This window comes from Paenibacillus sp. FSL K6-1230, assembly GCF_038002385.1.
Taxonomy (GTDB): domain Bacteria; phylum Bacillota; class Bacilli; order Paenibacillales; family Paenibacillaceae; genus Paenibacillus; species Paenibacillus massiliensis.
This window is the reverse complement of record NZ_JBBOCK010000001.1, coordinates 4,804,574-4,827,429: the sequence shown is the minus strand read 5'-3', so window position 1 is coordinate 4,827,429 and position 22,856 is coordinate 4,804,574. Positions and strand designations below refer to the sequence as shown.

Sequence of the window (22,856 nt, the reverse complement as noted above, 5' to 3'; positions counted from 1 at the left end):
TTGCGGTTACTGAAGGAATCAGCGTTGCTGATAACCTTATATTCTATATGAAAAAGGCATCCCTCGAACCAGACTTGCTGGCTTGAAGGATGCCTTTTGGCATGTATGAGCTAGGGTCAGGCATATGCTGCCACTGAATGAATGATGATAACATCAGTATGTCTGGATAGACGTACTATATCAATCTGGAGTCTTCTCTGTTAGCTTCTCATCCGGGCCATCGTTGGATAGCCCTGTGATCTCAATAAGCTTGAAGATCAGACTCAGCGCGATACCTACAATCGTAGCCAGTGCCATTCCTTTAAGCTCTACGGCTCCAAGCGTTAGCTTTACTCCACTGATTCCCGTAATCAACACAATGGTTGTAAGAATGATGTTGCTCGCTTTGGAAAAATCAACTTTCTGCTCTACGAAGATGCGCAGGCCTGAGGCTGCAATGACACCGAATAGCAGGAGAGATACGCCACCCATGACAGGGGAAGGAATATTCATGATCAGAGCCGAGAAGGTACCGGAGAAGGACAGCAGGATTGCAATAATTGCTGCACCGCCGATAACCCAGACGGAGTAGACCTTCGTCAAAGCCATGACGCCGATGTTCTCACCATAAGTGGTATTCGGAGTCGAACCTACAAAGCCTGACATGATGGTGGATACACCATTACCTAGCAGGGAGCGATGCAGACCAGGGTCCTTGGACAGATCCTTGCCGACGATGTTGCTTGTTACCAATAGATGCCCGATATGCTCTACGATGACTACCAACGCTACCGGAAGGATGGTTAGAATAGCCGACATGTTCCAGGTAGGTGTCGTTACCGTTGGCATAGCGAGGAAGGAAGAGTTAGCGATATTTGCGGTATCTACCATTCCCATGTAATAGGCCAGAATATAGCCGACTACAATGCCGAGTAGAATGTGTATGATTTTGGCAAACCCACGGAACAGAACGGCACCGAGTGCAGTTACGCCAAGAGTAATCATGGACAGGGTAATGGTCTTGAAATCTGGTGTCCATGGCTCTAGTGGATTGGAGTTGATCAGTCCAGCCATACCAGCTGCTACCGGTACGAGCTCCAGACCAATCAGAGCGACGATGGCACCCATGACTGCAGGAGGGAATACGACATTCAGCCAACCTGCCCCAATGAGCTTGACAATCAGGGCAACGATGCAAAATATGACACCAGTCACGATAAAGGCGCTTAGCGCCATAGAATAGCCGTTCTCGGGATTCGCAGCTAGCACCAGGCCAACAGGTCCAATGAAGGCAAAGCTGGAGCCGAGATAGGCAGGGATTTTACCGCGACATAAGAACAGATACAGCAGGGTACCAATTCCGTTCATCAACAGAATCATGCCTGGGTCGACGCCGAAAATGGTCGGTACCAGCACCGTACTACCGAACATGGCAAAGAGATGCTGCAGACTCAGTAAGAATCCCGGCACCACGGGAAGCTTCTCATGCACTTGAATTTCACGTTGCAACTTGGGTTCACTCCTAACATTATTCGCTACATTGTTCGCTCTGTGAGCGACCAGTCATTCTTATATACATTAATGAGTTTCGCCAAATTTAGCAATAACAATCTTCCAATGCTTGCAGGCAGTTGACGTTAGAGCTTACAAGCGTCATAATTAGAGGAAATTACTTATGCGGAACCTGTGCGATCAAGAATTACGTCGGGTTCCATTTTGTATAGAAAGGACACGGAATAGAGCAGAATGGGCATTGAGCAATTACTTGAAAAGGCCGGAGCCTATATCAGACAACCTGATCTTCTTCGCATACGGGAAGCTTATGATTTTGCAGACCAGGCTCATCATGGCCAGACGCGGAAGTCCGGAGAACCTTATATTTTGCACCCGCTGGCGGTAGCAGATATTGTCGTAAACATGCAGATGGATACGATGTCTATTATTGCTGCTCTTTTGCATGATGTGGTTGAGGATACGACCGTCTCTCTGGATCAGATTCGCGAGCGCTTTGGCGATAATTGCGCTATGCTCGTCGATGGCTTGACCAAGCTTGAGCGTATTCAGTTCCGTTCCAAAGAAGAGCAGCAGAACGAGAATTACCGCAAAATGTTCATAGCGATGGCACAGGATATTCGTGTCATTGTCATTAAGCTTGCTGATCGACTGCACAATATGCGGACCCTCAAGTACCAGTCTGAGGAGAGTCAGCGCAGAATTGCTTATGAGACACTGGAGATTTTCTGTCCGATCGCGAATCGGCTCGGGATCTCGGCCATCAAGTGGGAGATGGAGGATATCGCCCTGCGATATCTGAATCCGCAGCAGTATTACCGAATCGCGAATTTGATGCACAAGAAGCGCGCAGAGCGTGAGCAATTCATTGATAATGTCATAGCGCGAATCAGTGAAAAGCTGGGTGAGATGGGCGTTCATGCGGACCTGTCTGGTCGTCCGAAGCATATTTATAGTGTCTTCAAGAAGATGACTACCAAGAACAAGCAATTCAACGAAATTTATGATCTGCTGGCGATTCGTATTATTGTGGATAATATTAAGGATTGTTATGCCACACTTGGCATTATTCATACCTTGTGGAAGCCGATGCCTGGCCGCTTCAAGGATTATATTGCTATGCCCAAAGCGAACATGTATCAATCATTGCATACCACGGTTGTAGGGCCTAACGGTGAACCTACCGAGGTGCAGATCCGCACATCGGATATGCATCGTACTGCAGAATTTGGTATTGCGGCACACTGGGCGTATAAGGAAGGCAACAACGCGAACGGCAATCTGGAGGATAAGATTACATTCTTCCGAGAGATTCTGGAGCTGCAAAATGAAGCCAAGGATGCTTCCGAGTTCGTAGAGTCGCTGAAGATGGATTTCTTCTCCGATCTTGTATTTGTATTTACACCCAAAGGTGAGGTCATCGAGCTGCCAGCCGGATCTGTGCCGCTCGACTTCGCCTATCGTATCCATACAGAGGTCGGTAACCGGACGATTGGTTCCAAGGTGAACGGAAGAATTGTTCCGCTTGATTATCGGCTGAAGACCGGAGATATCGTGGAGATTATGACCTCCAAGCATTCTTATGGCCCTAGCCAGGACTGGCTGAAGATTGCCCAATCCTCTCATGCGCGCAGCAAGATCAAGCAATGGTTCAAGAAGGAAAAGCGCGAGGAGAACATGGAGAAGGGTCGCGAGAATCTGGAGCGCGAGCTGAAGCGCATGGGTATCGAGCCATCTGCCTGGATGAGCGATGACAAGCTTCAGGAAGTAGCGACAAAGTTCTCATTCCATGACGTGGATGACATGCTATCAGCCATTGGCTTTGGGGGCATCACAGCCGCTCAGGTATGTACCCGTCTGACTGAGAAGCTACGCAAGGAGCAGGAAGAGGCCAAGCTGCTGGAGCTGACTTCAGAGCTTAAGGAGATCAAGCCAGCGGCTGAGCGCAAGAATCGCCCGACGAATGGCGTGCGCGTGAAGGGCATAGACAATCTGCTGGTGCGTTTTGCACGCTGTTGCAATCCGGTACCAGGCGACGAGATTATTGGTTATGTCACACGTGGTAGAGGTGTCTCTGTCCACCGTACAGACTGTCCTAACATTCCAAGCGGTGAAGGTGAAGAGCAGGCTCGGGTCATTGAGGTCGAGTGGGAAGAGGAAGTAGAAGCGAATTACAGTGTCGATATCGAGATCACCGGACATGATCGCAACGGACTCATGAACGAGGTACTGCAGGCGATCTCGGAGAGCAAGACCGGCCTCGCGGCGGTAACCGGACGTTCAGACAAGAACAAGATGGCGATGATGCATATTACGATTCTGATCCGCAATACAGACCACCTGCATTCTGTGGTGGAACGGATCAAGCGGGTCAAGGATGTGTACACGGTGCATCGGATCATGCAATAGTCGAATCCAGGAGCAGCCTGCAACGGCTGTGGTAGCTATCAGGAGCCGGCATGCAGGATGAATACTGAATTGAAGCAGGGATATCCCTTGATTATGTAGCATTTGCGGAATGGAGCAGCAATACAGATGAAAATTGTGATACAGCGTTGTAAACGAGCCTCTGTCACAGTAGATGAGCAGGTTGTAGGACAGATCGAGCAGGGGCTGATGATTCTTGTCGGCGTGACCCATGAGGATACTGAGGCAGATGCTGTATATTTGGCGGACAAGGCAGCTGACCTTCGTATCTTCGAGGACGAGCAGGGTAAAATGAACCACAGCGTCCTCGACATCGGTGGTGCTGTACTGTCAGTCTCTCAGTTCACTCTTTATGGGGATTGCCGCAAAGGCAGACGTCCGAACTTTATGGCTGCGGCCAGACCAGAGCCTGCTGAGCAGCTCTATGAGGCGTTCAATCGGCAGCTACGTAATCGGGGACTAACCGTCGAGACGGGCCGCTTCGGAGCCATGATGGATGTCTCTCTCACGAACTGGGGCCCAGTTACGCTGATTTTAGATAGCCAGGCATAGGTCTTGCAGGATAGTTGTTGTAGGATAAATGTAGTAGCAATAGATAGCGTTCACACTGTCAGAATCGGAGAAAGCTTTTCCGGCGGACAGGCTGTGGACGCTTTTGCATATATAGATAAGTATCCTTCAAATGCAATGTAAGGCTCTGAAACTGTAATCATGTGTGGAGATCTATGATGAAACCACTTGGAGGGGAAGCAGATTGACGCTGCAGCAGTTGAAGTATGTGATTGAAATTGCCACACGAGGCTCCATGAATGAAGCTGCCAAGCGGCTCTTCGTGTCTCAGCCCAGTCTGTCGAATGCGATTCGTGAGTTGGAGCAGGAGCTACGAATCACGATCTTTGAGCGCACCAATAAGGGCATCTCGCTGTCGAAGGAAGGCGTTGAGTTCCTTAGTTATGCTAGGCAGGTAGTGGAGCAGGCAGAGCTACTGGAGGGCCGCTATCTGAACGCTAAGCCTTCACCACAGCACTTTGCTGTGTCCACTCAGCATTATGCGTTTGCCGTGAACGCCTTCGTCAAGCTAGTGCAGGAATACGGACAAGAGGAGTATGAGCTGGCCTTACGGGAGACCAAGACCCATGAAATCATTCAGGATGTACGTACTCTGCGTAGCGAGATCGGCATACTGTACCTGAATGAATTCAATGAGAAGGTAATGAGACGTTTGCTGAAGGATGCGAATCTGGAGTTCCACAGTCTGTTCATTGCGAAGCCGCATATTTTCATCAGTGTGAACAACCCGCTCGCTAAGCAGGATGTGGTCAGTATTCATCAGCTTGAGCCTTATCCCTACCTTTCGTTCGAGCAGGGCGAGTATAATTCCTTCCATTTCTCCGAGGAGATTCTTAGCACGTTGTCCCACCCCAAGAGTATTCGTGTGAATGATCGGGCAACATTGTTCAATCTTCTCATTGGTCTCAATGGCTATACGATATCTACGGGGGTGCTGAGTGCTGAGCTGAACGGACGGGATATTATTCCTGTTCCGCTGGACTGCGAGGAGACGATGAATGTAGGCTGGATTAGCCATAAGAGTGCGGCACTATCCAAGCTTGCTACGGTATATGTCGAGGCGCTGTATGAGGCAGCCTCCAATCCGATATAAAGTAATCAAGGGCAGAGTCTGAGTCGTATGCTACATGTTAAGATAAGAGAATTTATAAGTTTTTAACGGATCTGAACAATTCGATGATCGCAGGGAAGAGCTTCAGCCCAAAGAGATCTGTCTTAATAGAGCAAGCACAAATAAGATAAAGTCGTACAGGGCAGCTCCTTATCGCATATAGCGTGAGGGGGTGCCCTGTTCCTGTTGCCCAAGGCGGAGATATGGAGATTTCTGCAAGAACTCACTTGTTATAAAAGAGTTCTAAGAGGGTAATACAAGAAAGTGGTTACTATACCGGAGAGGAGAGCTGATCATGAGCAAAATCGCATTCTTATTAGCTGATCAATTCGAGGATTCCGAGATGCAAGTTCCATACGATGAAGTAAGGAAGGCCGGTCATGAAGCTATTATCATTGGCCTGAAACAGGGTGAGAGCTTGACGGGTAAGAACGGCAAAGCGACCTACACGACAGACAAGGCGATTAGCGAGGTGCAGGCGGCTGATTATGATGCCGTAGTCATCCCAGGTGGATCATCCCCAGAGAATCTGCGTCTGAATTCGGATATTCTGACATTCGTCACAGAAGCGAATGCGGAGAAGAAGCCTATTGCTGCTATCTGTCATGGTCCACAAATTTTGGCTAGTGCAGATCTTCTGAAGGGACGTACCATCACTGCATATCCTCCACTGAAGGACGATATGATCAATGCCGGAGCAGAGTTCAGAGATCATGAGGCTGTTGTGGACGAGAACTTCATCACGTCACGTACACCACAGGATGAGCCAGCCTTCGTACGTGAGATTCTTAAGGCACTGTAAGTATGTCTAACAGTGTCGCAGGAGCTTCACAGCATACGAGAAACAGTAAAGCAAACGTCAGACAAAATCCAGAAGGAGGGGTTTGACATGTCAAAGTTAATCCAGGCTTATTTCCGAACAGAGGATGAGGCAGAGGCCGCCAGATATTCACTGCAGGCATACCAAACGAGTGATGTGGAGGTAGGGGCACTGGAAAGTTCTTTGGGCAGGGATAAGAGGCTACTCATTCCGATCGTTCCTTATAACACAACCGGCTCCATGACTGGAGGGGCTGTGGGAGGCATCTCTGCACCAGGCTCCACAGGACCGGATTCTGTCTCTGTTGTGAGTACCAATGATTTCAAAGAAGCCAGAAGTCGTGATGATGATCGGGATGATGAGGTGCCATCCAATCCGGTGCTGCTCGATGCGGATGATGTGTATTCCTCAGAGCACAATGATGATCTGCGCTATGTGCTATCCGTCAAGGTCGCAGAGAGCGATTATGATCAAGTCGTAAGCAAGCTGCGGGCAGGTCATGCGTTCATTGAGAAATTTGATTAAGATGCAGTATAGACATAATACGCCGGGAGGACTGCGCATGTCGCCGTTTTCCCGGCTTTTCCGTGTATGCCTAGCATATAATGACAAAATCTCTATCTGTAATACAAATGTAATATTAGCATCACAGTCCGTTAACATATCGTGTCTATAATAAGAGCATGACCCCCTTTTAATATACCTTTTGGACCTGTGGACCGTTTCCGCAGGTCTTTTTTTTGGTCATAATCGTGTGGGGGGAATAATGAGTAAGAAGGAGTTCATGCTTTGAGCTTTATAATCGGATCTCGAGCTTTGCCAGAATGTCCTCCATCTTCTTCAGCTTGCGATAGACGGCGGAGCGGTCAATTCCTAGCTGTCTGGCTGCTTCGGCACTATTGCCACCACAGACCTGCAGCATCTGCTGAATGTATCGTCCCTCGGTTAACGTCGTATATTCCTTTAGCCCGTTCAGTCGACTGCGGTTGGCCTGGATGAAATGATCCAGTGTGAACCAGTCTGTGACCTGCTCGATGGGCTGCTGCTGGCATAGCCCCGTCTGATCCGTTACGATCAGTCGTTCGATATAATTGCGAAGCTCGCGTGCATTTCCGTGCCATGGCTCGGCTAGCATTGTTTGAAATTCATCGGCTGGCAATACATACTTTTTGTCATACACCTTATTGAAATGAGCAATAAAGCTGGAGATCAGTCCGACGAGATCCAGCCTGCGACTGCGCAGCGGCGGGATATGAATCGGGATGACATTGATTCGATAGTACAGGTCCTCGCGGAACAATCCTTTTTTCACCATATTCCACAAATCACGATTCGTAGCAAAGATCATCCGACATTGAATCGGGATAGCCTCGGTGCTCCCCACACGTCTGAATTCCCCACGCTCAAGCACATCAAGCAGCTTGGCCTGTATTTCCACTGGCAGCTCAGCGACCTCATCAAAGAACAATACGCCGCCTCTGGCCACCTCAAACAAGCCTTGCTTCTCATCCATTAAGCCGGGCATCGCCCCCTGAACATATCCGAACAGCTCATATTCGAATAAGGCGGCTGGAATAGCGGCACTATTAATTGGGATGAATGGACCGTTCCACTTCGTGCTCTGGCGGTGAATATATTTGGCAATGACTGATTTGCCTGTCCCCGATTCACCCAGAATCAGTACCTTGCTATCGTAAGAGGCAATCTGGTCACATACCTGAATAATTTGCTTCATCGCCAGGCTCTCCGCGACGACGCCATTATTCTTGAGTACAGAGGCGGCAGTACTTGAGCGTTTGCTATTCTCATGAGCAGGTGGCAGCGCAGTCCCAGCAAGGATGGAAGATCCTCCTCTATAGCCGCTGGAGCTAGTAACGACTAGCTGCACCTCACCTGTATTATCGAGAATGGGCACAGCTGTCGACTTGACCTTGAAGCCTTGTACGGTATTAATGTATTGAGTCACCTTCTGTTTGGACTGAATCGCCTTCATCGTGATAGATTCACTGTAGTAGCCTGCTTTCACGAGGTCCTGCACATTGTAACGAAGCAGCTCATCAAGCGGGATACCAATCGTCAAGGCGGTGAATTCATTGGAGATCAGGATATTGCCTTTCGCGTCTGTGACGAACAGCGTGGCAGGAGACTGGTTGCTACCTCCGGGGGCTCGTTTATCTGTATGTCTGGTCATGATCGATCAACTCACTTTTGTATAATCGAAGTAATAGCTGGTTATCATCCTTGATTATACCTTACTATATGGCCTGTAGAAATGAACAATAGAAGCTATTAGAAAGGCCGGATCATCTCCTGCAAAGAGGGATACACCCGGCCTTTCATTGTCACATTGGATGGTTACACGGATGCTACCTGCTCACCGGTAATTTGAGTCTGTCCAAGACGATTTAGCAGCTCTTGTGCTTCATTGAACATGGTCGTAATCATTTGCTCGACCGTAGTTATCTCGTTACACAGGCCGCAAATTTGTCCAGCCATAACCGAACCGCGATCAGTGTCGCCTTCGAAGACGGCTTTGCGCAGAGAGCCAAGGCTGATCTTCTCCAGCTCCTCACGGGTGGCATGCTCCTGCTCCAGCTTCAGATATTCAGCAATCATGCTGTTTTTAATGCTGCGTACAGGCCCGCCAAGGCTACGTCCGGTAACTGTAGTGCTGGTATCGTCCGCGTCGATGACAGCTTGCTTGAAGTTGTCATGTGTAGGACATTCGACGGTAGTAAGGAAGCGAGTCCCAACCTGGACACCTTGGGCACCCAGTGCAAAGGCAGCTGCAATACCACGTCCATCGGCAACGCCACCTGCGGCAACGACAGGAATGGACACGCTACTAACGACCTGTGGAACGAGTGCCATCGTAGTTGTCTCACCGACATGACCGCCAGCTTCGGTACCTTCGGCAACGACAGCGTGCACGCCGAGAGCCTCCATTTTTTTCGCAATCTTGACAGAAGGAATAACGGCTATTACTTTAATGCCATGCTCCTTGAAGATCGGCATATACGGGGCTGGTGTACCCGCGCCAGTCGTCACGATCTTGACTTTCTCCTCGACAATAACCTCAATCAATTCGGGAATGTTATGCATCATTAGCATCAGATTCACGGCAAACGGCTTGCTGGTGGCTGCACGAACCTTGCGAATCTCTTCACGAAGCACCTCAGCGGACATCCCGCCAGAGCCAATAATGCCAAGTCCGCCAGCATTGGATACAGCACTTACGAGTGGTTCACGGGCAATTTGGGCCATAGCGCCTTGGAAAATAGGATATTTAATACCAAGCAGTTGTGTAATAGTCATAATTAGTTCCTCCAATAATCTTATTATAATATGTGGTCCATCAATAGGATTCAGAGTCATACAGAGTCATACAAATTATAATTCACATTTCATAATTCATATTCCTGGCTCAAGCCCATATTTCTAGCTAAATAGCTACTTAAAGCAGATCATGCTGCTTCGACAGTGGTAGGTGCAGGTCTATTGCTACTCTCCAAGGCTTTGTAGAGGAAGGTCAGCGCGAAGCCTACCAGAGCAATGACGAGCGCGATGTAAAAGGCGTTGGTGAACATGCCGTTATTCGCCGCTGCGACGGAATTCGCAATTCGCGGTCCGAAAAAGGCAGCACCTGAGTAGCCGATGAAGGTTACGCCATAATTGACACCGTAATATTTCATACCGAACTTCTGCCCGACGATCGAAGGGAAGACGCCCATTGTGCCGCCGAAGCATAGGCCAATGCCGATAATGGCGACGGCAAATCCAGCGACAGAACTGGACAATGCCAGCGTCAGCATCATGGCAGCAATCACAAGGTAGATCATCATGAGACAGCGTAATTGGCCGATCCGGTCCGATACGGCTCCCCAAAAGATGCGTCCCAGGCAGTTACTAAGGGAGTAAAGACTTACGAACAGAGCCGCTACACCTGCGGACAGACCGAACATCGTCTGGCCGATGACCGAAGCATTGGAGGTAACCATCATACCGGATAAGGCACCAATCAGGAACAGACAAGCAATGACGTAGAACAGTGGCTGCTTAAGCATTTGTCGCCAATTCAGATTGACCGAGCCTGGACGTGCGCCTGCTGTCTGGGGTGGCGTCCAGCCAGCAGGTGTGTACCCTGCCGGACAGGCCTTGGTGAATAGTCCACCAGCCATAATGACGATCAGGAAGGCTGTGCCAAGCATAATCATAGTTGTCTGCACGCCAGAGCTAGTAATCAAGGCATTCGCCAGCGGAGCGATAATAATCGTACCGCCGCCATAACCTGCGGTTACAATCCCGGCTGCGAGTCCACGCTTATCCGGAAAGAGCTTCACAGTATTCCCGATGGTAGCTGAGTAGACGATCCCCTGCCCGAGGCCAGCGATCACCCCGTAGGTCACATAGAGCATCCAAGGGGCCGTGGCAAGACCTGACAAGATGAAGCCAAGTCCAAACATCGCACCGCCGAGGAAGATCGCGGTTCTTGCCCCACCCCGGTCTACGAGCTTCCCACCCAAAATCATCGGGATTGGTGAAATGGCACCATTAATCGTAAAGGCCATCATAATTTCAGGCATGCTTGCCGAGAACACTTTGCTGAGTGGAAGGGCAAAAATACTGAAGGCATAAATAGAGCCGACGCAAATATTGATCAGGGTCGCGGCGATTAGAATGCGCCAGCGATTCAATTGTACATTTTCCATAGGAGGTTGGTCCTTTCTGGTGCAGGATCAGTGCGGGTGAAGAGAGGGCATTGTTCCCGCTATTAATTTCGCTATATCATGACTTTCATTCATTCGATCATTCATCTCTGTCAGTCCTTGTGATCATTTGATACTTTGACAAGCATCTGTACTCTCTTGGTCTGCGCTTATACAGTAGCCACTGCATCTATCTCATGCTTCGCTTGCTCGCTACCCTTGGCTGTAATCACGTCACGCAGCTTGCCCCAATGCTCACAGAACATATCGGCATCCATTTCCTTCAGCTCTGACGAGATGACAGGTATGAACTCCATCTGATCGAGAATTTGAGTCTGTAAATCAATGCCAGGGGCGATCTCTGTTAGTGTCATTTTTCCATCTTGCAGCTCAAATACCGCACGTTCTGTCACATAGACGACCCGCTGCTTGACCTTAGTAGCGTAGGAGCCGCTGAAGGTAATTTGTTGAACCTTCTTCAGGAATTTCTTGGCTTTGCCCTCTTGCACGATCTGAAGCTTGCCGTCCTCAACAGCAATTTGCAGCCCTCCTGCGGTGAAGGTTCCGGCAAAGACGAGCTTTTTGGCCGATTGGGAAATGTTGATAAATCCGCCGCAGCCTGCTACACGGGTACCGAACTTGCTGACATTGACGTTCCCGGATTCGTCGGTCTGAGCCAGCCCCAGCACGGAGAGATCAATACCGCCGCCGTCGTAAAAGTCGAACTGGGACACATGATCCACGATGGCCTCGGAGTTGTAGGCATGCCCAAAATCCTTGATGCCTGCTGGAACACCGCCGACCGAGCCTGCCTCGGTTGTCAGAATTAATTGGTCGCTGACGCCTTCCTCTGCTGCCACTGTAGCTACACAGACCGGAATGCCGACGCCAAGATTAAGCACTGTATTTGGTACCAGCTCGGCAGCCGAGCGGCGTGAGATAATTTTACGCTCGTCGAGTGGGATCACTTCCATGGCATCCATCGGCACCTTCACATGCCCGGCGAAGGCAGGATTGTATTGTGTATTTTCGGTCTGAAAATGATTTTGTGGCTCGGAGATGATCAGATGATCGATCAGAATACCAGGCACTCTCACATCCTTCGGATGCAGTGTACCGTTCTTGGCCACGGTCTCTACCTGAGCAATCACGATGCCGCCAGAATTGCGCACAGCCTGAGCAATCTGCAGAACCTCCATATGAAGGCCTTCCTTTTCCAGCGTCAGATTTCCATTCTCGTCGGCCACGGTACCGCGGATCAATGCGACTTGAATCGGGAAGCTCTTATAGAACAGCCATTCTTCGCCTTCCAGCTCAATCAGCTTGACGATCTCCTCTGTTGTACAGGCTGACATTTTACCGCCTTCTACACGAGGATCGACAAAGGTCTCCATACCAACCTTGGTGATGACTCCTGGACGCTTGGCTGCAATCTCACGGAACAGCTGTGTAATTACGCCTTGTGGCAGATTGTAGGCTTCACATTTATTGTCCTCGATAAGCTTAGCCATAGCGGGGGATGCAATCGCGATGCCACCGATCCAGCGTTTGATCAGACCTTCATGGCCCAGATGGCTCATTCCTTTGGTACGACGATCGCCAACTGCGCTGGCATGAACGACTGTCAGGTTACGGGGATGACCGGATTGCAGGAATCGTTCCTCAATGGCGATGCCCATCTCTTCGGCCCAACAGGAAAGACCGAAGCCGCTTGCGGCAATGGTGGCTCCATCCGGGATAAGTGTTGCTGCTTGACTGGCTGTAATAATTTTAGACATGAATGCTCACTCCCTCGATAGCATGAATTGAATGAATAGGGCTAGAAGTAACATAGATTAAAAGCTGTTATTTACGTGCGGACAAACTGCTACGTATAGGTAATCTGCTACGTGAGGCAAACTGCCGAGTCTCATGTGCAGGCTCATTGCCGTCATCACGGAATAAGTAGAAGAATAGATAAGCAGATAAAGTAGATAAATTAGGTGTCGAACGATTTAAGTGAAAATATTCACTTTCACTCCGGAATGAATTTGTGAATACTTTCACTTGAATCATAGTGCGTGTTTTTTTTTCCGTCAACAGGGGTCCAACTACTTGGGAAACAGGAGAGGGAGTGTGGCAAAATTGCGAATGTAGTGAGCGAGGTGATAGTTAGAAAACGTCTAAAATGGCTTTTTGGACCGAATACTTCTATGAGCAGGTTCGAAATGAGCCTATCAACACTACGAGGTATATGGAATTGTTGGATTCGTAAAAATACTACACTTTCTTGTCGGAGCTCATGTTAGTCATTGGACAGTTATGGGTGAAAGGATTGAATAACGGCGTGTTCTTCAAATTTTTATAGAAAGCGAGTCTATTCCTAACAATAGCTCTTGAGCAGTAGATAGTCATTAGGCTTCACAACAGCAAAAGAGTCAAGATAAAAATTTTCGAGATGGCTTGTGATTGTTTTTTTTGGCAAATTTACTACGTTAGACTTTTTCAGAACTGGAAAATATCTGATCTCAAGCACTTCTATGAAACAGCTCTGAGTCATGTCAGTTAACTAACCTTAAATGGTTAAAATTTTTACATTTAAATTTTTGGTTTTTGATGGTAATATTGTAAATGGAAAAAGGTGGTGGTAAATATCTGAAAAGATAATAATCTATTTTTTATATCTATTTATGGAAAATAAGAGGAGGTAACAAGGGATGAAAAAAAAGTGGAAGGTTTTAAGCTTGTTAGTAGCTGTTGCAGCTTTTTCTACACTTAGTTTGACGGCTTCATATGCCTCTGATTATCAATCTGTAGGAACAAAAGCTGTTGCAAATTCTGTAAAAGTTGACGATATGTCAGTTAGGGACAAGGCTGTCTTAGTTGCTGGTGCTCCGAAAATGGTGTTCTTTTCTCAAGCTCAAGTGGCAGGGAAAATCCCCGTTGAAGTCGATGGTTCGGGTAGCCTGGGGGATATAATTTTTGATAAATAGGTAGCAACTTTAAAGGAGGAGCTGTTTCTCAAAATGAGCTCCTCCTACTCCACAGTGAGGCTTATTAAGGGTGAAACCCAAACAGCTTGATATGGATAGACGTACTGAGCCAATGCTCAGAACGAATGAGGAGACTCTGGAAAAGATGAGATTACATACAAGCTGATCGAAAAAATGCACATAAAAAGGATGTTCAAAACAAAATATATTCTACTGAAAGAAGATTCTATGCGAATAGAAGAGATTCTATATCGGTATCCTTCCGCTTTTGCGAAAAAAGAATTTCCAGAGGCCTTGATATATTTGCGGTACTTCAATGAACTAATTTTGAGCAAAAGCAGATTATATTTAAAATTTCTATATTTCATATTTAAATTATTTGGATTTAATGGTAATATAACCATTGGAATAAGATGGTGTAAATTGAAATAATCAATTCATTACCCATCAAAAAGTTTATTCTAGGAAATATGAGGAGGAAAAAGTGTGAAAAAAAAGTGGAAGATTTTAAGTTTTGTTGTGGTTGTCACGGCATTCTCTACTCTTAGTTTGACCGCTTCTTATGCCTCTGGTTACCAATCTGTAAGCACGGTAGCAAATGTAAATATTCAGAATGCCAGCAAAGCTTCAGTTGAACCTCAGGCTATAGCATCTCTTGCCAGAAAAGCATGGGTTGTAGCCACAGAGGCCTATAAGGCCAATAAAGATGCCTTGCGAGAAGTCACACGTCTAGGTAGCTTATTGGGTACAGGCGTATCCTCAACGGATGTTGACAATGCAGATGTAATTTTTGATAAATAGACATAACTTTAGGAGGGGATGCTTATCCAATATGCGCTCCTCCTTTTTTATAGGAGGCTTAGTTCAATGAAGCAAAAATACAAATTTATTTTTTTGAATACAACAATATTCTTGCTCTCTATGCTCCTGCTGATACACTTTTTCTTGGTTTTTCTCCATGCTGGACCCATTAATCCCATTTCCGTTGCGTTAAAGTCAGTAACTGATAATTACGTTGGGCGTTTTTTTCAACAGAATTGGCATCTGTTTGCTCCACAGCCAATGACTCAAAATTTAAAGCTGTATGTTCGGGTTAAATATACTGACATTGGCAGTAAAGAAATCAACGTGAGTGAATGGTACGACGTTACCGAACCCATGATTAGGACAAATGAAGAAACGCTATTTTCCCCCTATAACAGAATTATCCGAATAGGGAGCGGGTACATTCATCAATTATACATTGGAGGAAAAGATGAACTTACATACAAATTAATAGAGAAAAATTCAGATAAAGAGGATGCACAAAATAAAATAAATTCTTCACTAGAGAAGGACTCGGAGCATATTGAGAACATTCTATATCGATACGCTTCTGCCTTTGCTAAAAAAGAATTTTCAGAGGCTGAGATCAGAGAGGTACAGTTTATGACATCCATAGCAGATGCTGTTCCGTATTCAAAACGAAACGATTCCTCCTTCAAGCCTGAAGAGACGACAGTTGTTTTTGACTGGAAGGGAGTAGTGGATGATGTTGTCCAGTTACCGTAGCTTTTTTTTAACTGAGAGGTTCTTAATCGGTACAAGTCTACTAAGAATAGCCATTGGGTTCATCATACTCTATAACTATTTTGTTAACTATTGGCAGAGATATTTTTTATGGCATGACTTTGGTATAAATATGTATTCTGACGAATTCAAATTAATGTCGTGGTCACTATACAATCTGAGCTCTTCAATCTTGTATTTTGATGTAATCTATCATCTTGGAATCATAGTGACAATTATATACTTGTTAGGGTATAAGGGGCGTATATTCACATTCTTAACCTATGTATTTTTTTATTCGATATATACTCGGTCATTTACCATTAGCGATGGTGGGGATAACCTTCTGATAGTTAATATGTTCTTTCTATTGTTCACTAATAATACAGCCTATTTTTCTTTAGATGCTGCGTTGAGAGAGAAGACTCGGGATTTTTCTGAACTTGATGTATTCCATAAATTCAAGCTAATCATTCATAATTTTGCAGTGCTATTTTGTATAATACAGCTTTGTATTGTTTATTTTTTCTCAGGGATGTACCAGATTATGGGTGAGATGTGGCAAAACGGAACTGCATTGTACTACATTTCTCAAGTTAGGGAGTTTAGTAGGCCTATTTTGAAGGACGTGGTGGATAACTATATTGGACTGACAATTATTATTTCATATTTATCTATACTCATTAAGATTGCATTTCCCTTTGTGATTACAAATAAACGGATTAAGCCATTTATAGTGAGCGCAATGATTTTATTTCATGCTGGCATTGGAATGGGGATGGGGCTGCTTACATTCTCACTAGTGATGATCGTCATGGAATTACTTGTGTTTTCTGATAGCGAGTATAGATCAATGCACGCATACATTAAGAAAACAACGAGAAAACTATCCGTTTCGTTAAAGCGAAAAACAAGGGTCTGGGGGACCGCGAAGCTTAATCAAATGCGAATAGTTGTCTTTTATGATAGCTGGTGTCCGATTTGTACCCAAATTAGTGTGAAGTTACGTAATCTAGATTGCTTCAGGCTACTACAACTTGTTAGTCTGAGAGATTCTGTGCTAGTCAAGTCTTACGAACTGGATGCAGAAGAGCTGGTGAAAAGAATGCATACAGTCTCAGTTGGGAAGCCGGGCTCTGAGAAAAAAGGAATAGATGCCTTGTATCAAATTAGTATAAGAATTCCGCAATTATGGATTGTAGCGCCTTTCTTATATATCTTCAGTAAGTTGGGTATTGGAGGTCTTCTGTACGATTACGTTGCTTCCAGAAGAAAAGTAATTCCAGTCGGAAATTGTGATCAAGCATGTGATTTTGTTCCTGTTGGCACGGCAAAGGAGTGATCTATAAGTTGCTCATAGTTATTGTGACTATTGCATTTAGTATCATTGCTCTGTTATTCGTAGTTCTGATTCTTATGGCAAAACGGCAACATCAGATGAAGACAGAACATGATGTTCTGAGTTATTTCAAAAACAATCCAGACAAAGTCTCTTTTTATATGCTCAAAAACGGAGTAGAGAAAGTTAGCTATCATGCCGAGGAGCAACGACCTCTGGCGAGTACAGCAAAATTAATCGTAGCTGTTGAGTTTGCGCGTCAGCTTGTGAACCAGTCCTTGGAGAAGGATGAACTCGTGTCTATAGAGGAACTACAACGCTATTACATTCCCGGATCTGATGGCCACGCTCATGAAAAATGGGTTGAGTCTGTCAAATCTCAAAATAGCATTATAGAGGGCAAGGTCACCCTGTTTGAAATTGCTCGGGGGATGCTAATTCACAGTTCAAATGCCAATATGGAATACTTAATGCAGAGGCTAGGTCTGGATTCCATAAATTCCAATCTGCAGCATCTGTCACTAACTTTACATGATCCATTATTCCCTTTTTCATCTGCGGGACTTATATGTTCTTTTCTTCAGGAGCAAGAGAATATTGGTTTTAAAGAAGCACTGTTAAGAATAAAAAATATGAGCCGTGAAGAATACATGACCCATTCAATGAACATTCATGATGTATTTGGCAGTAAAAATGATTTATCCGCAATCAAACGATGGAACACACGCAAAATCTACACTAGAGAGTTGCAACTACTTGAGTCCAAAAAGCAACCCCGAGGAACAGCAAGAGATTATGCAAATTTGATGAGGGCCATACAAAATGAAAGCCTAGTCCCTAATACTATCCATGAAGTCCTCAAAAGTCTATTAGAGCGGCCTGTGGACTCTACCAAATTGAAAGTGCTTGGAAATAAAGGAGGGTCATCCATTTCTATCTTGACAGAGGCCCTCTACTGTACTGATGTAACAGGAAACGAGATTCAATTAGCCCTATTTATTCATGAAGAATCTGAGTTAGAACAAATCTGGCTAAAGAAAAAAATAGATTTGTTTCTTGGGAAGCTATTAACGGACAGCTTGTTTGAAGAGGAGGTACAAAAACAATTGTCTATGAAAGAGGGCTACTAAATGCTGTATGAGGCAATCAAATTACTTATTATTCCCTTTATTCTTTTATATATGTTAGCTTGCTTTCCATTTAAACATCGAATCGTCTATTATATTCACTTTTTGTTTACTGTTTCGTATTTGTTCATGCTTCTATTTATTAATGATTGGTCCGATTTAAATTATTATTTTCGACCGATCTGTGTGATTGCTTTTTTATATTCATTATTGCATCGCAGTCTGTTTAGGCCCTTACCCAAAACGGGGGCTTTGTCAGCAAGAGCAAAGGTTTTATTATCGTTGTATGGTGTAGTAGCAGGATATCAAGCAATAATTTGCGTGCTGTTTATTTTGTCTTATGTAGTAATGACTCCAGATAAGAAACAGTCAGTTGATCTTATGTTTCCATTACAGGAAGGATTCATCATAGTGGTTAATGGTGGAATGAACGCCTCTATGAATTATCATTATGATCACCGAACTATGAAATACGCCCTTGATATAGCTAGGCTTACTCCGACTGGTACGAGAAAACATATCTTAAATGATTCAGGGGCGTTAGCAGCCTATCCAATCTATGAGAACTCAGTGTACAGCCCCGTTGGGGGAGTGGTTGTTGAAGTAGTAGATGGAGTGGATGATAATGCACCGAATGAATTGGGAGATACAACCTCAAATATGATCGTCATCCAGGACGGGGAATATTATATTGTCCTTTTGCATCTCAAGAAGGGCAGTGTTCTTGTTGAAAAAAATGATACGGTACAAGCAGGACAAGTATTAGCTCAGGTGGGCAATTCAGGCTATAGTACCGAGCCTCATCTTCATATTCATGCAGTAAAAGATATTAGCAATGGGGATTACTTGAACGGTACCTCGATCCCCATTACTTTTCAAGGAAGGTATCTCAAAAGGAACGATGTATTGTATGATCAAACGCTTATTTTTCGATGACAATTACAAATTACTATGAACGGAGTTTGATTTATTTGAATTTTAAACTCCCACTGTTATGGGGAAGCTTACTGCGTCTAATCGCTTTTATTATGGGATTGGTTAATCCATATCTGAGCCTAACTGGGAAAATCATTGTGCTCGTGTTGGTGTGCATTGCCGGGATTTTGGAAAAAGATGCAGATAGACGCCCACAGTGGTTAAGTGTTGCTATTGCTTTTATTTTTGGGCTGCTAGTTAGCTATGCTTTGTTACCTTTATTCACATAAATGTGCATATGTAGGACTTTGGTGCTATTTAGCGATCACAGTCCGTCCAAAGCTACGAGCTACGTCTCAAGCTGCGCTTTAGGCATGCTCTGAGCTGCCCTCCAATTTATGCCGCAAGCCACGTCTCTAGCTGGACACAGATGGGAAACGGTTCACTCGGGAGGCTGTGATCGCTAACTTTCGTTTGATAGTCTAGAACATCTCTATAACATCTCTATAACATCTCTATAACATCTACTCTTGCAGTTTCATATGTGCTGTGACTGCACTGCTGCTGCAGTTGGTACTTGCAATCTCGTTAATTCGCGCGGTAGCTCGCGCCTCTCTGGTCACCCAGACCAAAATAATGGCGGAAATTGTAGATGAGTGGCTGCCATTTCAAAGGATCAATCTTATGGTCAGCCCGCAGAATGTGTGGATGGGCGTGCACATGTACTACCTTGACTTCCACAATAGCCATGTACGGCGTATGTTCGGGAACACGGATATGGTGCACCTCAGCCTCCAATTGAAGGGGGCACTCCGCTACACGCATGGGTTCAACCTGGTCCGACTTTTGTGGCGTCCATCCTCCAGCGCTGAATTTGTCCTTCCTATATCGAAATCCGAGCTGCTGCTTGGCTTCGGGTACAGGATTCATTCCCGTATAAGAGGCGATCTGTTCGACCTGCTCCCATGAGCCTGCCTCTGGCAAATTAATGACGCATTGCGGATGGCGCATAATATTCGCATAGGCTTGTCCCTGGATCCCTATGCCGAGGACTATGCAATCTCCAAGTGCCCAAGAAGAGGACAAGGGAGACAGATTCGTAGATCCGTCTTCATTAGAGGTGCTCAGCAAAAGGATTGGCATGCCATAATACAATATGTTGGGCTGGATGCTAACGTGGGAATTCATTTGGCTCATCTCTCCTTATTAATAGCTATGTATTAAGATCATCTGTATTGTAACGCGCAAATATTTCATATATGATCGAAATATGAATGCATATCCGAATATAGCTGTCGTAGCCTCATTGATTGCTGATCCGAGCAGGGCGATATTTCTGGAATCCCTATTGGACGGAAGGGCTCTTCCCGCAGGTGAATTGGCTTATATGGCGAGTGTCTCGCCCCAGACGGCCAGCAGCCATCTCGCCAAGCTGGTGGAGGGAGGCTTGCTTACGGTCGAGCCCCAAGGACGTCATCGCTATTACCGGATAGCGGGACCGGAAGTGGCCCGACTTGTCGAAACGATGGCTAACTTGGCGCCACCTGTACAGATTCGATCTCTGAGGCAGTCTGAGCAGTTAAAACGACTGAGCGGTGCTCGTACCTGCTATCGTCATCTGGCGGGACAACTGGGCATTGCCATCTGTGAAGCGTTGCTTGCAAAAGGAGTTCTGAAGGAGCCAGCAGCAGTGGAGGAGCGGAATTACGAGATTACAGCAGAGGGCTATACCTGGCTTAAGTCTTTCGGGATTGAATGGACGGGCTCTTCCTCATCGCGCCGGGCTATAGCACGCCAATGTCTCGATTGGAGCGAGCGTCGTTACCATGTTGCAGGTGTGCTGGGAGAGAAGCTGCTGAACCGTCTGCTAGACCTAGGGTGGATTCGTACCCGTCCGGACAGTCGTGCTGTAGACATCACTTTGGAGGGCAGAGCCGGCCTTCAGGAGTCGTTTGGAATTACATGGGAAGCCAATTAGTCGTATTAATAACGGATCAGGTCCATAGGAAAATTGAAACAGATAACATTTGAACTCGAAATGAAAAAAGTGTGGAATAATGTAGAAATAAGACTGAAATGTACCCAAGTAGATTGTTTTGTCTTGACTTTGACAATTTAGTTCATTAAAATCAAAAAATAATTACAATATGGATTTGATGACGGGACCAAGTAATCCGGCACCCACAAGTACAGAGAGGAGCTCCTTGGCTGGAAGAGCTCTCTTGATGAACGGACGAATGACTTCCCCGAGAACAAACAGCGAACAAAAGTATGGCAGTATTCTGCTGTGACGATTAGTAGCTGATTTGCGCTGTGCGGGCGTTACACGTGTTGAGCGATACGGACTGCGGATTCCTGAATCCGAGGTGCGTTATCGGAATGTGGGTGGTACCACGGGTGATCGTAAACGACAATCTCTCGTCCCTGTTTGTTACAGACAGGGCGAGGGATTTTTTTGTTGTATATGGCAAGCTGTTCATATTGAATTGCAGAGATAATGGAGGGAAACGAAATGGCCTTTCAAAAACCGACAGGGACGCAGGATTTGCTGCCCGGTACCGTCGAGAAATGGCAGTACGTAGAGGAGAAAGTGCGGGATATTAGCCGCCGCTTCAACTACCGTGAAATTCGTACACCGATCTTCGAGCAGACAGATCTGTTCGTTCGTGGTGTAGGAGAGACCACCGATGTGGTCGAGAAGGAAATGTACACCTTCAAGGACAAGGGAGACCGCAGCATGACTCTTCGCCCGGAGGGAACCGCAGGCGTGGTTCGGTCTTATGTCGAGAATAAGCTGTACGGCGAACCCGACGTAACCAAGCTGTACTATGTGGGACCTATGTTCCGCTATGAGCGTCCTCAGGCGGGCCGGCAGCGCCAGTTCCACCAATTCGGGATTGAGGCGCTGGGAGCCACTGATCCTGCGATTGATGCTGAAGTGATTGCTATGGGCTACCAGCTCTGTGTGGAGCTGGGCCTGAAGGATGTCCGTGTCGAAGTGAACTCGGTCGGCAATGCGTCCAGCCGTGCGGCTTATCGCCAACGTCTGCTGGATTTCCTGCTTCCCATGAAGGATACCCTGTGTAAGGATTGTCAATCCCGCATCGAGCGTAACCCGCTCCGAGTGTTAGACTGCAAGGTGGATCAGGATAAATTCACGGATGCGCCTTCGATTCTGGATAGTCTGGATGAGGAATGCAGCACACATTTTGCCAAGGTTCAATCTTATCTGAATGATATGAATGTGGAATTCACCTTGAATCCGCGTCTTGTAAGAGGGCTAGATTACTACACGATGACAGCCTTCGAATTCAAGGCGCAGGGCATCGGCGCCATTGATACGATTGGCGGCGGTGGGCGATATAACGGGCTCGTCGGAGATCTGGGAGGACCAGATCAACCAGGTATTGGCTTTGGCATGGGGCTGGAGCGGATTCAACTGATTCTGGAGCATCAGGGGATCGCAGCAGATACGGCTAAGCCACTCGATGTGTACCTGATTCCACTTGGGGAAGCTGCCGAACGCGAGGTCACCAAGCAACTGTTCCTGTTACGTCAAGCCGGGATTGCTGCCGAGCGCGATTATCTGAATCGTAAAATGAAGGCTCAGATGAAAGCTGCTGACCGACTGCACACACGGTATACAGCTATTTTGGGTGATGACGAGTTGGAGCGCGGTGAGATTGCCCTGAAAGCCATGGCTACAGGAGAGCAACGCACCGTTCGTCTGGATGAGCTTAAGGATGCACTGATATAGGCTGATTATATAAGTTGAACTTAACATGTAAGCTTACGTTCAATTTAAATAGAAAATATACATTTTAAAGGAG

At 46.2% G+C, this 22,856-nt stretch carries 20 protein-coding genes; 14 read left to right on the top strand and 6 right to left on the bottom strand.

Annotated elements, in window-relative coordinates:
* Positions 1-180: 180 nt before the first annotated feature.
* A complete protein-coding gene (uraA, locus tag MKX74_RS21240) occupies positions 181-1,488 on the bottom strand; it encodes a uracil permease (protein WP_018887749.1) in 1,308 nt (435 codons plus the stop codon).
* Between the two features lie 237 nt (positions 1,489-1,725).
* Between uraA and MKX74_RS21235 the strand changes: the two genes are divergently transcribed.
* The 5 genes from MKX74_RS21235 to MKX74_RS21215 all read left to right on the top strand — a co-directional run bounded on the left by MKX74_RS21235 (position 1,726) and on the right by MKX74_RS21215 (position 6,944).
* Positions 1,726-3,900 (top strand): RelA/SpoT family protein, encoded by a 2,175-nt coding sequence (locus MKX74_RS21235; RefSeq protein WP_028589942.1) that lies wholly within the window; start codon positions 1,726-1,728, stop codon positions 3,898-3,900.
* Positions 3,901-4,026: 126 nt separating this feature from the next.
* The gene (dtd, locus tag MKX74_RS21230; protein WP_018887751.1) at positions 4,027-4,470 is read left to right on the top strand and encodes a D-aminoacyl-tRNA deacylase; all 444 of its coding nucleotides are present in this window, start codon (positions 4,027-4,029) and stop codon (positions 4,468-4,470) included.
* A gap of 202 nt (positions 4,471-4,672) precedes the next feature.
* A complete protein-coding gene (locus MKX74_RS21225; protein WP_341179762.1) occupies positions 4,673-5,581 on the top strand; it encodes a LysR family transcriptional regulator in 909 nt (302 codons plus the stop codon).
* Positions 5,582-5,894: 313 nt separating this feature from the next.
* Positions 5,895-6,401 carry a type 1 glutamine amidotransferase domain-containing protein gene (locus MKX74_RS21220; RefSeq protein WP_341179761.1) on the top strand — a complete coding sequence of 169 codons (507 nt, stop codon included), beginning with the start codon at positions 5,895-5,897 and terminating at the stop codon, positions 6,399-6,401.
* A gap of 87 nt (positions 6,402-6,488) precedes the next feature.
* Positions 6,489-6,944: a hypothetical protein gene (locus MKX74_RS21215; RefSeq protein ID WP_341179760.1), complete on the top strand. Its 456-nt coding sequence runs from the start codon at positions 6,489-6,491 to the stop codon at positions 6,942-6,944.
* Positions 6,945-7,215: 271 nt separating this feature from the next.
* Here the strand turns inward: MKX74_RS21215 and MKX74_RS21210 are convergent, their stop codons facing one another.
* From MKX74_RS21210 to MKX74_RS21195, 4 genes are all read right to left on the bottom strand, one after another.
* Positions 7,216-8,610 carry a sigma-54 interaction domain-containing protein gene (locus tag MKX74_RS21210; protein WP_341179759.1) on the bottom strand — a complete coding sequence of 465 codons (1,395 nt, stop codon included), beginning with the start codon at positions 8,608-8,610 and terminating at the stop codon, positions 7,216-7,218.
* A 164-nt stretch (positions 8,611-8,774) separates the two neighbouring features.
* Positions 8,775-9,734 carry a nitronate monooxygenase gene (locus MKX74_RS21205; RefSeq protein ID WP_018887756.1) on the bottom strand — a complete coding sequence of 320 codons (960 nt, stop codon included), beginning with the start codon at positions 9,732-9,734 and terminating at the stop codon, positions 8,775-8,777.
* Between the two features lie 149 nt (positions 9,735-9,883).
* The gene (locus MKX74_RS21200; RefSeq protein ID WP_018887757.1) at positions 9,884-11,128 is read right to left on the bottom strand and encodes an L-lactate MFS transporter; all 1,245 of its coding nucleotides are present in this window, start codon (positions 11,126-11,128) and stop codon (positions 9,884-9,886) included.
* A 167-nt stretch (positions 11,129-11,295) separates the two neighbouring features.
* Entirely contained in the window at positions 11,296-12,903 is a 1,608-nt protein-coding gene (locus MKX74_RS21195) for an acyl CoA:acetate/3-ketoacid CoA transferase (protein WP_341179758.1), read from the bottom strand.
* A gap of 918 nt (positions 12,904-13,821) precedes the next feature.
* Here MKX74_RS21195 and MKX74_RS21190 point away from each other — a divergent pair.
* The 7 genes from MKX74_RS21190 to MKX74_RS21160 all read left to right on the top strand — a co-directional run bounded on the left by MKX74_RS21190 (position 13,822) and on the right by MKX74_RS21160 (position 19,316).
* Positions 13,822-14,097 (top strand): hypothetical protein, encoded by a 276-nt coding sequence (locus tag MKX74_RS21190; RefSeq protein WP_341179757.1) that lies wholly within the window; start codon positions 13,822-13,824, stop codon positions 14,095-14,097.
* 486 nt (positions 14,098-14,583) lie between these two features.
* On the top strand, positions 14,584-14,898 hold the full coding sequence (locus MKX74_RS21185; protein ID WP_018887761.1) for a hypothetical protein: 315 nt from the start codon (positions 14,584-14,586) through the stop codon (positions 14,896-14,898).
* Between the two features lie 66 nt (positions 14,899-14,964).
* Entirely contained in the window at positions 14,965-15,648 is a 684-nt protein-coding gene (locus tag MKX74_RS21180) for a DUF5819 family protein (protein WP_341179756.1), read from the top strand.
* Positions 15,649-16,192: 544 nt separating this feature from the next.
* Complete coding sequence (locus MKX74_RS28245) at positions 16,193-16,987, top strand: DCC1-like thiol-disulfide oxidoreductase family protein (RefSeq protein ID WP_445667287.1); 795 nt, start codon at positions 16,193-16,195, stop codon at positions 16,985-16,987.
* Between the two features lie 74 nt (positions 16,988-17,061).
* Entirely contained in the window at positions 17,062-18,114 is a 1,053-nt protein-coding gene (locus tag MKX74_RS21170) for a serine hydrolase (protein ID WP_341179754.1), read from the top strand.
* Positions 18,115-19,047, top strand: coding sequence for a M23 family metallopeptidase (locus tag MKX74_RS21165; protein WP_341179753.1), 933 nt, complete (start codon positions 18,115-18,117; stop codon positions 19,045-19,047).
* Between the two features lie 92 nt (positions 19,048-19,139).
* The gene (locus MKX74_RS21160) at positions 19,140-19,316 is read left to right on the top strand and encodes a hypothetical protein (RefSeq protein ID WP_341179752.1); all 177 of its coding nucleotides are present in this window, start codon (positions 19,140-19,142) and stop codon (positions 19,314-19,316) included.
* A gap of 298 nt (positions 19,317-19,614) precedes the next feature.
* Here MKX74_RS21160 and MKX74_RS21155 read toward each other — a convergent pair whose 3' ends face one another.
* Positions 19,615-20,214, bottom strand: a complete 600-nt coding sequence (locus tag MKX74_RS21155) for a flavin reductase family protein (protein ID WP_341179751.1) — start codon at positions 20,212-20,214, stop codon at positions 19,615-19,617.
* An 82-nt stretch (positions 20,215-20,296) separates the two neighbouring features.
* Between MKX74_RS21155 and MKX74_RS21150 the strand changes: the two genes are divergently transcribed.
* Together MKX74_RS21150 and hisS are read left to right on the top strand one after the other, a co-directional pair.
* The gene (locus MKX74_RS21150) at positions 20,297-21,004 is read left to right on the top strand and encodes an ArsR/SmtB family transcription factor (RefSeq protein ID WP_025679028.1); all 708 of its coding nucleotides are present in this window, start codon (positions 20,297-20,299) and stop codon (positions 21,002-21,004) included.
* A 534-nt stretch (positions 21,005-21,538) separates the two neighbouring features.
* The gene (gene hisS, locus MKX74_RS21145; protein WP_018887769.1) at positions 21,539-22,783 is read left to right on the top strand and encodes a histidine--tRNA ligase; all 1,245 of its coding nucleotides are present in this window, start codon (positions 21,539-21,541) and stop codon (positions 22,781-22,783) included.
* Positions 22,784-22,856 lie beyond the last annotated feature (73 nt).

Excerpts from the sequence above, each read along its gene's own strand:
- MKX74_RS28245 (WP_445667287.1), top strand. The coding sequence starts at position 16,193 with ATGGGTGAGATGTGGCAAAACGGAACTGCATTGTACTACATTTCTCAA.
- hisS (WP_018887769.1), top strand. The coding sequence starts at position 21,539 with ATGGCCTTTCAAAAACCGACAGGGACGCAGGATTTGCTGCCCGGTACC.
- MKX74_RS21235 (WP_028589942.1), top strand. The coding sequence starts at position 1,726 with ATGGGCATTGAGCAATTACTTGAAAAGGCCGGAGCCTATATCAGACAA.
- MKX74_RS21150 (WP_025679028.1), top strand. The coding sequence starts at position 20,297 with ATGAATGCATATCCGAATATAGCTGTCGTAGCCTCATTGATTGCTGAT.
- dtd (WP_018887751.1), top strand. The coding sequence starts at position 4,027 with ATGAAAATTGTGATACAGCGTTGTAAACGAGCCTCTGTCACAGTAGAT.
- MKX74_RS21200 (WP_018887757.1), bottom strand. The coding sequence starts at position 11,128 with ATGGAAAATGTACAATTGAATCGCTGGCGCATTCTAATCGCCGCGACC.
- MKX74_RS21190 (WP_341179757.1), top strand. The coding sequence starts at position 13,822 with ATGAAAAAAAAGTGGAAGGTTTTAAGCTTGTTAGTAGCTGTTGCAGCT.
- MKX74_RS21220 (WP_341179761.1), top strand. The coding sequence starts at position 5,895 with ATGAGCAAAATCGCATTCTTATTAGCTGATCAATTCGAGGATTCCGAG.
- MKX74_RS21155 (WP_341179751.1), bottom strand. The coding sequence starts at position 20,214 with ATGAATTCCCACGTTAGCATCCAGCCCAACATATTGTATTATGGCATG.
- MKX74_RS21160 (WP_341179752.1), top strand. The coding sequence starts at position 19,140 with ATGGGATTGGTTAATCCATATCTGAGCCTAACTGGGAAAATCATTGTG.
- MKX74_RS21215 (WP_341179760.1), top strand. The coding sequence starts at position 6,489 with ATGTCAAAGTTAATCCAGGCTTATTTCCGAACAGAGGATGAGGCAGAG.
- MKX74_RS21180 (WP_341179756.1), top strand. The coding sequence starts at position 14,965 with ATGAAGCAAAAATACAAATTTATTTTTTTGAATACAACAATATTCTTG.
- MKX74_RS21210 (WP_341179759.1), bottom strand. The coding sequence starts at position 8,610 with ATGACCAGACATACAGATAAACGAGCCCCCGGAGGTAGCAACCAGTCT.
- MKX74_RS21195 (WP_341179758.1), bottom strand. The coding sequence starts at position 12,903 with ATGTCTAAAATTATTACAGCCAGTCAAGCAGCAACACTTATCCCGGAT.
- MKX74_RS21205 (WP_018887756.1), bottom strand. The coding sequence starts at position 9,734 with ATGACTATTACACAACTGCTTGGTATTAAATATCCTATTTTCCAAGGC.
- MKX74_RS21165 (WP_341179753.1), top strand. The coding sequence starts at position 18,115 with ATGCTGTATGAGGCAATCAAATTACTTATTATTCCCTTTATTCTTTTA.
- MKX74_RS21170 (WP_341179754.1), top strand. The coding sequence starts at position 17,062 with ATGGCAAAACGGCAACATCAGATGAAGACAGAACATGATGTTCTGAGT.